The organism is Microcoleus sp. CZ3-B2, from assembly GCF_036705055.1.
Lineage (GTDB): Bacteria > Cyanobacteriota > Cyanobacteriia > Cyanobacteriales > Microcoleaceae > Microcoleus.
Window position 1 is genome coordinate 24338 of the sequence record NZ_JAUBTN010000036.1, and the last position, 11765, is coordinate 36102.

Annotated in this window: 12 protein-coding genes; 3 read left to right on the top strand and 9 right to left on the bottom strand. The window is 45.7% G+C overall.

Annotated features, from left to right (window positions below):
* Window positions 1–191: 191 nt before the first annotated feature.
* From QUA97_RS17000 to QUA97_RS17025, 6 genes are all read right to left on the bottom strand, one after another.
* Window positions 192–1277, bottom strand: coding sequence for an amino acid ABC transporter substrate-binding protein (locus QUA97_RS17000; protein ID WP_333195278.1), 1086 nt, complete (start codon window positions 1275–1277; stop codon window positions 192–194).
* A 200-nt stretch (window positions 1278–1477) separates the two neighbouring features.
* Complete coding sequence (locus QUA97_RS17005) at window positions 1478–1705, bottom strand: hypothetical protein (protein ID WP_194068409.1); 228 nt, start codon at window positions 1703–1705, stop codon at window positions 1478–1480.
* A gap of 478 nt (window positions 1706–2183) precedes the next feature.
* On the bottom strand, window positions 2184–7367 hold the full coding sequence (locus QUA97_RS17010; protein WP_333195279.1) for a PAS domain-containing hybrid sensor histidine kinase/response regulator: 5184 nt from the start codon (window positions 7365–7367) through the stop codon (window positions 2184–2186).
* A 191-nt stretch (window positions 7368–7558) separates the two neighbouring features.
* The gene (locus QUA97_RS17015; RefSeq protein ID WP_194011615.1) at window positions 7559–7960 is read right to left on the bottom strand and encodes a fasciclin domain-containing protein; all 402 of its coding nucleotides are present in this window, start codon (window positions 7958–7960) and stop codon (window positions 7559–7561) included.
* Between the two features lie 247 nt (window positions 7961–8207).
* The gene (locus tag QUA97_RS17020; protein ID WP_194068407.1) at window positions 8208–8579 is read right to left on the bottom strand and encodes a hypothetical protein; all 372 of its coding nucleotides are present in this window, start codon (window positions 8577–8579) and stop codon (window positions 8208–8210) included.
* A gap of 202 nt (window positions 8580–8781) precedes the next feature.
* Window positions 8782–8994, bottom strand: a complete 213-nt coding sequence (locus QUA97_RS17025; protein WP_333133207.1) for a hypothetical protein — start codon at window positions 8992–8994, stop codon at window positions 8782–8784.
* A gap of 44 nt (window positions 8995–9038) precedes the next feature.
* Here QUA97_RS17025 and QUA97_RS17030 point away from each other — a divergent pair, with 44 nt between their 5' ends.
* On the top strand, window positions 9039–9296 hold the full coding sequence (locus QUA97_RS17030; protein ID WP_333195280.1) for a hypothetical protein: 258 nt from the start codon (window positions 9039–9041) through the stop codon (window positions 9294–9296).
* 31 nt (window positions 9297–9327) lie between these two features.
* Here QUA97_RS17030 and QUA97_RS17035 read toward each other — a convergent pair whose 3' ends face one another.
* Genes QUA97_RS17035 through QUA97_RS17045 form a run of 3 tightly spaced genes read right to left on the bottom strand, consistent with a single transcriptional unit; the run spans window position 9328 to window position 10287 of the window.
* Window positions 9328–9768, bottom strand: coding sequence for an Hsp20/alpha crystallin family protein (locus tag QUA97_RS17035; RefSeq protein ID WP_333092830.1), 441 nt, complete (start codon window positions 9766–9768; stop codon window positions 9328–9330).
* A 27-nt stretch (window positions 9769–9795) separates the two neighbouring features.
* Window positions 9796–9951 carry a hypothetical protein gene (locus QUA97_RS17040; RefSeq protein WP_333118224.1) on the bottom strand — a complete coding sequence of 52 codons (156 nt, stop codon included), beginning with the start codon at window positions 9949–9951 and terminating at the stop codon, window positions 9796–9798.
* Window positions 9952–9999: 48 nt separating this feature from the next.
* Complete coding sequence (locus tag QUA97_RS17045; protein WP_194068401.1) at window positions 10000–10287, bottom strand: hypothetical protein; 288 nt, start codon at window positions 10285–10287, stop codon at window positions 10000–10002.
* Between the two features lie 185 nt (window positions 10288–10472).
* Between QUA97_RS17045 and QUA97_RS17050 the strand changes: the two genes are divergently transcribed.
* Window positions 10473–11267 (top strand): MlaE family lipid ABC transporter permease subunit, encoded by a 795-nt coding sequence (locus QUA97_RS17050; RefSeq protein ID WP_333092843.1) that lies wholly within the window; start codon window positions 10473–10475, stop codon window positions 11265–11267.
* A 64-nt stretch (window positions 11268–11331) separates the two neighbouring features.
* Window positions 11332–11724 carry a DUF3119 family protein gene (locus QUA97_RS17055; RefSeq protein WP_333195281.1) on the top strand — a complete coding sequence of 131 codons (393 nt, stop codon included), beginning with the start codon at window positions 11332–11334 and terminating at the stop codon, window positions 11722–11724.
* Window positions 11725–11765 lie beyond the last annotated feature (41 nt).

The window sequence follows — 11765 nt, forward strand, 5'->3', positions numbered from 1 at the left end:
GCAGATGCAACCCACGATAAACGCAGATAATTTCAAGTCTTGAGAGCCAATGAATGACAGAGGTCTACTATACAGAGAATTACGCACCAATAGCCCAGAAACCGGGTTTTTGAAGCGGTAAAGAGCAAGCGTCAAATATTTGCGTAAAAAACCCGGTTTCTGGGACGAAGCGCGTTTAAGTCCTGATGAAATTAACGGAAGGGTGGCGAGTAAAGCAAACCGCCATCTTTCCAGAGTCTGTTTTGACCCCGGTCTAACTTAAGTGTACTTTTCGGGCCGAGGTTGCGATCGTATATTTCCCCGTAATTCCCCACTTTTTTAACAATGCGGAGAGCGAAATCGTTCGAGAGTCCGAAACCTTTACCTAAGTCTCCTTCTTTTCCTAGCAAACGTTTGACGTTTGGATCGGTACTGCTTGCTGCAATTTTATCTACATTTGCTGAATTAATTCCCAAATCTTCAGCTTCAATCGTCGCAAAAATAATCCATCTCACCGCATCCGCCCATTTCGCATCGCCGCTTTTTACCGCTGGGGCTAAGGGTTCTTTTGACATCACTACCGGCAAAATCACATTGTTCTGGGAATTCGGTAGAGTTGTGCGCTTAGAAAGAAGTTGCGATCTATCGGAAGTAACACCTTGACAGCGACCTTCTTGATAGGTAGCAAAGGTAGCATTCACATCTTCAAATACGACAGGAGTGTATTTGACTCCTAATTTTCGCATTTGGTCGGACAAATTTTGTTCGTTGCTCGTACCTGTCTGCACGCAGATAGATTTGCCCGCAAAATCTTTTAAACTTTTGATGCCGCTGTCTTTTTTGACCATGATGCTTTGAGAGTCATAAAAGACAATTGGCGCAAATTCCAGTCCCGTAGTGCTGTCGCGGCTGGCCGTAAAGGTGGTATTTCGGCTGAGAAGGTCGATTTCGCCAGATTGCAAAACTGTAAATCTATCTTTGGCGTTGAGCTTTCGGTATTCGACTTTTTCGGGATCGTCAAATATTGCGGCCGCCACCGCCCTGCACACATCTACATCGAGTCCCGAATATTTACCTTTTTCGTCTACAAAGCTAAAACCCGGTAGTTCGCCACTGACGCCGCAAATGAGTTTGCCGCGGCTGACAATAGTATCTATCCGGCTGGAACCTTGTTGCGATTTGCCTTCACCAGAATTTGTTGCTGTATTTTGTCCGGTTTGTGCCGATCGATCCCGACAAGATGCTAGCGGTGCGACTAATAACACGCTTGCTAGCAACAGAAATCCCCATTTACGCATAGATTTTAGTAGAACGCTTTCCTGACGATCCTACCTTGTAGCTGTCGATAACTTTGCCGATCGCCCATTTACAACATCGGGCTGCTTCAAATTAGCTGTTGTCAACCGCGACAACTCCACGCAAACCAGCCGATCTTTTTTAGCCGGCTGCGGGCGATCGCCCTTCTCTACAATATTTATCCAATTTTGATTTAATCGGCTCAGAACCGATCGGGGGTCAAACGCTCCTCAGCTAAATCGCGAATTAGCGACAGCCGAGACTCGATGTACTCGTTCAACACATCTGTTTCATTGCCATTGAGCGCAGAATTTGCCTTCAACTGCTTCAGCAGCCACTGTACCAGGGTGTCATCGTCTAAATTGACTAACAGAGTGGCTTGGGTGGTCTCAATTAACGACCAGAGTTGACGTAACATGATTGGAGTCATAAAACCTCCTCAAGCGTAAATACGCAGTTAATGGGTTGGGCGGGCGAAAATCTGATCTTAGTCTTTCAAGCCGATATACGAAAAGTACCTTTTGAGCGATCGGCTTAATGATTATTTTATATTTCACCACAATAACTCAATTTAGTAGTGTCAAAAGCTACAACACACAAGATGTTATAAGAGTTCCTAATCTCGTCACATAGAAATAAATATCTTGATAAAAAGTTAAAAATCTTTACAGGCTATCGATGGCAGAGACTAATAGGAGGTATTTGCGATCGGGCGATCGGACCACTTCTGCATAAAATCAATCAAGTCCTAGGGTGCGTCGCCTAGCGAAAATCCCTAAACATATTCATAATCTCATAGATCCGCACCTTGCAAACTATCGCCCGTGCAAAAAACCCAACACTTCTTTTGTAGCCAAACTATCATGATTTTTTAGGCCCAGGCCCCCCTACAAATACTGTAGAACCTATCACTGACCAGCAGTCCACTTTTCAACCCCCGCCAGAATTATTTCTAATTCAGCGATGATTTTTGTAGCCCCCTCCAAATCGTTGGATTCGGCCAGAGTTTGAAGCTCAGCAGCCAAATCCGGCATTCGCCGCACCGCCGCCGTAGCGCTGACACCTTTAATTTGATGCGCGTGGCGGGCCAGCGCCTGCACATCTCCCGAAGAAATCGCCCCCTTAGCTTCTTCTAAATAACTGCCAGTATCCACCACAAAAGCTTGCAAAATTTCCTGCTCAAAATCTAAATCAGCGCCAGCAATTTCGTGCAAGCGCGCTATATCGACTACAGATTCTAGATCCGCTGCAGAGTTTTGGAGTTCCTCGCCCTGAAACTTGGGAGTTTCAATTTTTAACTTTACCGACCAATTTTCTAGTACAGATTTTAACTTTTCGATCGAAATAGGTTTGCTAATATAATCGTCCATCCCCGCCGCCAGACACTTTTCCCGATCGCCCTTCAAAGCATTCGCCGTCATCGCAATCACCACCGTATGAAGCTCCAACTCCCCCAAACCAGCAGCGCCTGTCGCTTCCAGACGGCGCAATTCCCGCGTCGCTTCGTAACCGTCCAAAACCGGCATCTGACAGTCCATCAACACAATGTCATACTTTTTGAGGGTCAGCATCGATAGCGCCTCAGCACCGTTATTCGCCACATCCGCAGCGCATCCCAAAAGTTTGAGTTGATTCAAGCCAACTTTTTGATTGATCGGAGTATCTTCAACTAACAAAATCTTCAAGCTGGCTAACTCCCGATTGTCAATAACTGAGGCTTGATTATTGGTGGGATTTGCCAGCGACAGATCGATTTCAACACTAGGGGCGATCGCATTCACCAAACAATCAAACAGCCGATGAGCTTTCACAGGTTTAGTTAAATAGCCGCTAAAACCGATATCTACTAAACGTTTCGCCTCCGATATCTGAGTAATAGAAGTCAACACCACCCAATGTGTTTGCTGCATAGATTGCTCAGCAATCATCAAACGTTCCAGACTTCCCGCCACCATTTCCGGTAACTGAATATCCACCAAAACAATAGCGTAAGGAGAATTAATGCTGACAGCTTTGTACAGAGAGGCGATCGCCATCCAACCGTTCTCAACCTCGTCAACTTCCATTCCCCACAAAACAGCCATTTTCAGCAGCACTTTTCGCAAGGTCGGCTTATCGCTAGCAACTAACATTTTTCGTCCCGCCAACACCGTTTGCAAATTCACGTCGCACGCTGTCCTCGCAGCAGTCAAATTTTCCTTAACAGCCGGCACAGTAAACCAAAAAGTTGAGCCTTGACCAAGGGTGCTTTCCACGCCTATTTGACCCCCTAGCAACTCCACCAACTGCTTAGAAATAGCCAAGCCTAAACCTGTGCCACCGTATTTTCTCGTCGTAGAAGCATCAACTTGAGTAAAAGATTGAAACAGCTTTATTTGGTCTTCTGTCGTTATGCCAATTCCTGTATCTGTGATTTTAAACAGCAGCAACAGCGAGGGATCGCTTCCGAGTTTTAACGGCTGCATATTCTCTAATTTTTTGCGGGCGGCACTGGCTGCCACCAACCCCGGAGGTCTGCCAGTAGAAACCTCAATTACTACTTCTCCTACTTCGGTAAACTTAATCGCATTGTTGATTAAGTTAGTGAGAATTTGCCGCAACCTCGCTGCGTCGCCTCTAATTTGCTGCGGCACGTCGCTGTCAATCAGCGCCACCAATTCTATACCTTTTTCTTGTGCGGGAGTTGCCAACAAATCCAGCACTTCATCCAAACAGATACTGAGGTCAAATTCGATGGTTTCCAAACGCATTTCTCCGGCTTCCAGTTTGGAGAGATCGAGAATATCATTAATGATTGATAGCAAATTTTGGCTGCTGAGTTTCAGCGTCTGCACAAAGTCTAGCTGTTCGGGAGTGAGATTTGTTTTCAGCAGCAAATCAGTCATTCCCATCACTCCATTCATCGGAGTGCGGATTTCGTGACTCATATTTGCCAAAAATAGCGACTTCATTCTAGAGGCTTCTAGGGCTGCTTCTCGGGCCTGCTGCGCTTGTTCAAACAAAGTAGATTGCTGAATGGCGATCGCCAACTGCACGCTCAACCTTCCCAGCAAATCCACCTCAGAATCAGTCCAAGCGCGCGGGCCACCGCACTGGTGAGCAACCAGCAATCCCCACAACCGATTTTGACTGGTTTCCCAAATCGCGATGTGCGATTCTGTTCCGGGAGTTTTCGACCAATTTTCGGCGATCGACTCTTGATTTTCATCGCCGATAAAAATTGGGACAACTAAATTAGCCCTTACCTGCAAACTCACCAAAAAATTTAGGTGGATGTCGCTCAAGCTTGCCGTATAAACATCTTCAATAGCTTGAATTTTACCAGCGCGGTACACCGATACATAACTTTCCTCAAAAGAGGCTTCTTCCAGCTTTCTGTCTAGCAGCGGCATCCAATCCTCGCCCACAGATTCCACAACCACAATCGCTGTTTTCTCCGACTCAAAACGATAAATTACCGTGCGGTCAGTCCCTAGCAAATGCCGCACTTCTTCTACGGCTGTGCTCAGAGTTTGAGTGAGATTGAGAGACTGCCGGACTCGCTGGGCGATCGCCGAAACGAGCCGTTCTTGTTCTGCTTGTTCCCGCAGCATTCTCTCAGCCTGCTTGCGTTCAGTCACATCGCGAATTACCACAGCAAAGCACAGCGGTTCGCTTCTTTGAGGATGCTTTACCAGAAAAGCATTTATCACCACATCTATGCGTTTTTGGCTGTGGAAGTTCTGCATTTGACCTTCACCTTGCCACTGACCATCACCGAGCATTTTTGGCAAAATCTCTTGAGTAAATTCTTGTTTAAAAGTGTTACCTATATAATCCCATATCTCCGTATAAAGCATTTCCGAAAGCCGATCTACACCAACCATTTTGCGTCCGGCTTCGTTGACAAACAGCGTGTGGCCTTCGAGAGTAGCCATACCGATAAAATCGCTGCTATTTTCAATCAACGACACAAATTTTTGCCGTTCTTCTTCTTCTTTTTTGCGTTCGGTAATGTCGCGCTTGACGCAGACGTGACAAATTATATCGGCGCTGTTGTTCATCACAGAGTATGCTGCTACGTCGATCGCCAGCGTGCGCCCTTTTTTAGTAGAGTTAGTAATTTCGCCCCGAAAAGTTCCTGTTTTCGCTAAATTTTTGGTAATTGTCGAAAAGCGCTCCTCCGCCACCAGCGGCGGCGCTTCTGCTTCTAATTCTGCGTCTGTGTATTCTAGCAGCGATTGGTGAGCGCGATTTTGTTCCAGAAAAAACCCATCAGCATCGATAATTACGATCGCATCGTTGGAGTTTAAAAATATTTCTCGATAAAGTTTAAGTTTGTCCTCAGCTCGCTTGCGTTCGGTGATATCTCTTTTGACGCTGACGTAACAAACCACATCCCCAGCATCATTGAGAACCGCAAAAGCCGAAAGTTCCGCCTCAAAGATTCCGGCTTGTAAAGCCTTAACACAGGTTATTTCGCCTCGATAACTCCCTGTTTCGGCTAAGCTTTGCAGCAGCGACGCAAAAGCCGGTTCTCCCATGTGAATCGCAGGGGTTTTTCCCCACAATTTCGATGAACTGTAACCCAGCAAAGCCGTGTGAGCTTGATTTGTTTCTAAATAATAGCCTTGGGGGTCTAAAATGGCGATCGCATCGTTAGACTTTAAAAATATTTCTTGATAAAGTTGCAGTTTTAATTCCGCTCGTTTGCGATCGCTAATATCCGTGAACAAGCCGTAGTAAACTATCTCCCCCGATGCTTGCATTTGCGGTTGAGAAGCTCCTTGCATCCATTTCAGTTTTCCTGACGGAGTAACAATTCTGCCTTCCCACCGCCAAGGCTGCAAACTTTCAGCAGAAATCTGCACCGAGTTGACAAAATCATCTCGATCTTCGGGATGAATCATGTCAACAATTACATGAATATCCTGCTGAGCCGCCTCTGGTTCTATTTCATACAATTCTCGACAGCCCGCGCTCACAAACGAGAAGGTCATCGAGCCGTCTGGATGCAAGTCAACTTGATATACCGTACCAGGTACGCTAGCAGTAATTTTTTGCAGTTTGGCTTGGCTTTGATTTCTGGCTTCCTCTGCTGCGGAGTGTTCTAAAATTTCCCTATAAATACCCAAAACCCCAAATATATTGCCCTCCGCATCGCGCAGCGGCAGTTTTTGCGCGTCAAAAAAGTGCTGTCTGTCGCCTCCAAAGACGATCGCCTGGTAGGGATTGCGAACCATCTCCCCGGCGAGTACAGCTCGATCTTCCTCGCGAATGCCCCTAACAAAGCCTTGGCGATCGCCAAATACGGCTGCTGCTGAAAATCCTAATTCAATGTCATCTTTCCCGATAATTTCCTCGACATTTTTGCCTAAATATTTCGCCAAACTTTGATTTACAAAAATGTATTTAAAATTTCGATCTTTGGCAAAAACTATGTCCGGCGCACAGTCCGCCAAAGCCCGCAATACAAATTCTTTAGTTTCCTCACCGACGGCAAAATTATCTCGATCTTTTTCCTTGACATTCGGCTTTTTAGCTGCTAAATTAATCAAAGATGTTGCACAAATTTCAGCGACAGTTTGGAGCAAACAAAGGTGTTCGATATTAAAAGCAGTTGCCTGCTCTGCACCGATAAAAAATACTCCCAACAATTCTTGACTTTCATCTTCGTTAGCTGGTGCCATCAAGACAGACTTAAACTGAGCAATTGGTGGCAAAGCGATGTTGTACGCCCAGTCCCGATTTCCAGCGAGCCATTCAACGCGGGCTGCTTGCAATCGTGCTTTAATTTTGGCTTTGGTGCGAGCAGTTAAAGGGTTTGACAGTGGTTGGAGGTATAGTCGATCGTCCGGTAGCGTCAAAAGTTCGTTAGCGTTAGCGAAGCGATCCGAAGGAAAGCCCGCCCCTACGGGGGCTGCGCCAACGAAGAGGATCGTCTCCGCAGGAATCAGACGCCCGATATGTTCGATACACGCAGACAAAATTTCCTCAGCAACTGTGGCAAGTTTTACTTTCACGGTAAGTTCGTTGAGAACTTGCAGTTCAAAAGTACGCTGGCGGACTTTTTCTTTGAGGCTGGCGGCTAGGATTTGCATAGTGATCACCACACAGGTTTCCTTATATTATAATTATTGATTTTCAAACTTTTTTAAACAATAATTTTAAAATATATCCGGCGAAAAGACAACTTTTTTAGATTTAAATTACCTTCATTCGTCACAAAATAAAAGTGCGATCGGGAGCGAAGCTGCAGTGCAAGACACCTGCTTCGCTCCCGCAGCGAATTTGAAAAGTGAAATTATCCCATCAAAATCACGTTATCAATAACGTGGATGACACCATTGTCAGCTTCGATATCTGCCGCGACAACAGTAGCGTTTTTCACTTCAAAACCGTCAGAACAATCAATTTTAATCGGCGAACCTTCTAAAGAAGTAACAAAACCGAGTTTTGCCAAATCAGCCTTCATAAACTTGCCGGAGACGACGTGAAACATCAAAATTCTGCTCAGTTGGGGGACATTCTGCACTAGCGTAGTGATAGTTCCCGGTGGCAATTTCGCAAAAGCATCGTCAGTGGGTGCAAAGACGGTGAAAGGCCCCGGACTTTTGAGTGCATCTACTAAATTAGCTACTTGCACCGCTGTTACCAGGGTTTGGAAGGAACCCGCACCTACGGCAATATCCACAATATCAGGCATTTTGTTCTACCTCGTTTGGCAAAAAAGTTCTATTAAGTATCGTAAACTGATGCGGGCAAGAATACCTACTGTCTTTACTAAAAAATTGGTAATTCGTTGAGGTGCTGGGATTTATCTCCTCTTTTATTTGGCGGACACAAGTCCGAACGATCGAACCTCACAATGGTTATTTTATAGGTATCATATTATTAACTAATATGTAACTTAGTCGCGAGGCAATTTAAAGTCTCTACAAGAATACTGGCGGTTATGACACCAAAACCTTTGTTTCTAAATCTGTTATTTCTAAATTTAAATCCTCTCCTTTGTGAATACTGAAGCTGCCATACAAAATAGAAATTGCAAAAATGTCTGTATGAATTAAAGCTGCTTGACGGTGCTCGTCTTCACCCAAATGAATGCCAATTAAATCAGCTTCAGGATCTTGTACATCTTCAGGATGGAACACTTCCCAACTGACATCTCGGCAGTCATGAAATACTATGGTATAAGGCAAGCGGTCTCCTGTAGGATCGTAAATACATTGAAATAAAATTTCATTTCCCCACAAAGAGACATTGACATTGGTTACGAGGGATGTCAGTCCACCTAAATTAAGTAAGTTGTAGTCATCCGGCATACTAATTCCTCACTTTTTCTCCAGTATTGTGTGTACCCAGAATTGGGTTGCCAAATTCATCGCGTGTTTTGATCAAACTGCCGTCTTTGTCAAGACGCAAACCTTTGTTTATTCTTCTGCCATCTGAACCGTATCTAGGAGCAGCGGTGCGTATAACTTCACCATCAATACGAATATGGACTCGCGAACGAGCGGCAAATTCCTATTCAAGATAACCACCTTTAGTAGGTCGGATTTCTGCACCCAGTCCGCGCAAAAAGTCATCGACTTCTTGGCGAGTCATTCCGGTTAAGTTTCCAAATTCCGATGCAGTTCCATGTCCTCCAACTCCCTGACTCGGCACGCCAGTCTCCCCACCAACCATTGCTGATTTGAGTTTAACACGGTTGGAAGAAGGAAGTTCGGCAACGAGCAATGTACGGGATGTAACGGATGTAACTGATGTAAGTCCGTCGGAAGATGGAAGAAGGAAGTTCGGCAACGAGCAATGTACGGGATGTAACGGATGTAAGTCCGTCGGAAGAAGGAAGAAGGAAGAAGGAAGAAGGAAGAGGGAAGAAGGAAGAAGGAAGAAGGAAGAGGGAAGAAGGAAGAGGGAAGAAGGAAGAGGGAAGAGGGAAGAGGGAAGAATTATTCCTTAAACTCGCAATTTTCAATTTTCAATTTTCAATTACCAATTACCCAAAGAATAGGGGTACGCACTGCGCCCCCTATTAATAAACTAACTAAAGTGGTAAAGAATTATTGATTAGCCGAGTTGAACTTTAACCACGCGGTTCTTTTCTGCTTCCGCCTTTGGTAAAGTCAAGTTCAAAATCCCATTTTTGTACTCAGCTTGTACGCTGTCATTTTGAACTCGTGCGGGTAGGGGAATCACCCGGCGGAAGGAACCGTAGCGAAACTCTGAACGGGTTATGCCTTTATCTTCGCTCTTGATTTCCGATCGCCTTTCGCCACTAATAGCCACCGCTTCTGCGGTTACTTGTACGTCCAAATCCTGAGCTTCCATTCCTGGGATTTCTAACTTAAGGTGGATGGCTTCGGGAGTGTCATTGAGTTCGGCGGGGGGGACAAAAGCTAGGCCGTTAGATGGGCGATCGGTCGCTGGTGTCAAGCTATCAAACAACCGATTCATTTCTCGCTGCAAGGAGTCCATTTCTCGCAAAGGTTCCCAACGAATAAGTGCCATAATTGATACCTCGAATCTCTTACGTTGTTAGAGGTTGAGAAACACTTGACTCAACCTGTATTTAATATATTCCTGCTTCCGCAACAGCGATATTCGGTTTTCCGCAAAAAGGGCGATCGCATTTCCGAACATTGGCGATCGTACTGCTAAATCATTACAGGCGCAGGTATCCGAGGGAGCCACAGCTAAATAATGTTAAATTTGATATTGCTCTGCTTTTTCTCAAGTCGGTCAATCCCACCGCGAATGCTGATAAGAAGCGTAGGTATCAAACAAAGCACCAACCAAACCAAAAGCTAGACCGATCGCCAAAACACCCTGCAGAGGAGAGCCACTGCCGAAAGTCGCTAAGAACTGTAAAATCATGTTTTCTCCAGAACGACCGAGCCCTTGGAAGCCAGGGACGAGGCTAATCAGCGCACAGCCAGTCAATCCCGCGCCGATCGACAATAAGGGAGCGACAAAGCTCAACAGGCCCGTCAGCAGTAAAGAGCGAAGAAAATTAGGAAATATGCTCATAAGAGTCAGTAAATTCAGCTAAACTGCCGAAAGGTGCAAGTAAACAAAACTTGTCTTTTTCTACGATAGGCAGCGATCGCCCTCCGCAGCCAATTCTGTCAAAAATCTTAAATCTTAGAGAAGAAACTTGTTTAAGATTTGTAGATAGATTTCATTTTTGGCAGTTGTTCTACAGTCAAAATCCCTTGAGTACAACTACACAGTCGAGCCTCAGTTTGTGGAGTAAGCGGTTGTTCGCAGCAATTTTATTGGGCGGCCAAGTCATGCTGCACCTGCTGACGCGCAAAATTAACCGCCGCAACACCCTCGACCAAATGGCAGCAGTTGGCCCGGAATCGCTGTTGATTGCTTTGCTGACTGCTGGTTTTGTCGGCATGGTATTTACAATTCAGGTAGCGAGGGAGTTTATTAACCTCGGTGCCGGCAATGTCGTCGGCGGCGTTTTGGCTTTGTCTTTGACTCGCGAACTCGGCCCCGTTTTAACAGCGGTAATCGTGACGGGACGGGTAGGTTCGGCTTTTGCGGCGGAAATCGGCACGATGCAGGTCACAGAGCAGATAGATGCCCTGCTGATGCTCAGAACAGACCCGATAGACTACTTAGTAATTCCCCGCGTCATTGCTTGCTGCTTGATGCTGCCAATTCTGACAATATTGTCCCTAGTCACCGGCATCATCGGCGGGCTGCTGATTGCAACGACAATGTACGGCATCTCTCAAACAGTGTTTTTAGAATCTGTCCGGCATTTCCTGAGTCTGTGGGATATTTGCAGCGCAGCAATTAAGGCTTTTGTGTTCGGTGCTTTGATTGCTGTAATCGGTACTAGCTGGGGTTTGACCACCACCGGCGGCGCAAAAGGTGTGGGACAATCGACTACTACAGCGGTGGTGACGGCTTTGCTGGCAATTTTTGTGGTTAACTTTTTGATGACTTGGATCATGTTTCAGGGGACGGGTTCTAGCGTACTCAAAGGCTTGTAAGCTAGGAAACAGATAAAATATGAATAATTGGCAACATTCGTTTATGTACCTTTGATTTAAACCTGTGAATACAACCGCCTCTGCGACCGCGCCCACAAATACGATCGAGCTCGCCCCGAGTTTTGCGATTCCCCTAGTGCTGGTACTGGCCGCCGTACCGCTGCTGTTCGTGCAGAAGTGGGCGAGTTTGCCGCTTTCGCTGTTCGGCTTGTTTCTGATGTACCAAGCCGCCACCATCCGGCTGCAATTCACCGCAACGGATTTGGACATTTATCGATCGCAAAACTTAATCCGCCGCTTTCCTTACCGAGAATGGCAAAATTGGCGGATATTTTGGCCCGCGCTGCCGATTTTGTTCTATTTCAAAGAAATTAACAGCATTCACTTTCTGCCGGTTCTGTTCGATCGTAAAATGCTACAGACCTGCTTAGAACAGCGCTGTCTCCGTCAAGACTAAAAAAGTTGTTAATTTAAAATATTTAGCTTTTCCGTGCCCTG

What these genes read in the sequence shown, in the direction of transcription:
- QUA97_RS17020 (WP_194068407.1), bottom strand. Translation starts at nt 8,579, where the DNA reads ATGCCGGATGACTACAACTTACTTAATTTAGGTGGACTGACATCCCTC.
- QUA97_RS17015 (WP_194011615.1), bottom strand. Translation starts at nt 7,960, where the DNA reads ATGCCTGATATTGTGGATATTGCCGTAGGTGCGGGTTCCTTCCAAACC.
- QUA97_RS17005 (WP_194068409.1), bottom strand. Translation starts at nt 1,705, where the DNA reads ATGACTCCAATCATGTTACGTCAACTCTGGTCGTTAATTGAGACCACC.
- QUA97_RS17035 (WP_333092830.1), bottom strand. Translation starts at nt 9,768, where the DNA reads ATGGCACTTATTCGTTGGGAACCTTTGCGAGAAATGGACTCCTTGCAG.
- QUA97_RS17030 (WP_333195280.1), top strand. Translation starts at nt 9,039, where the DNA reads ATGGAAGAAGGAAGTTCGGCAACGAGCAATGTACGGGATGTAACGGAT.
- QUA97_RS17000 (WP_333195278.1), bottom strand. Translation starts at nt 1,277, where the DNA reads ATGCGTAAATGGGGATTTCTGTTGCTAGCAAGCGTGTTATTAGTCGCA.
- QUA97_RS17045 (WP_194068401.1), bottom strand. Translation starts at nt 10,287, where the DNA reads ATGAGCATATTTCCTAATTTTCTTCGCTCTTTACTGCTGACGGGCCTG.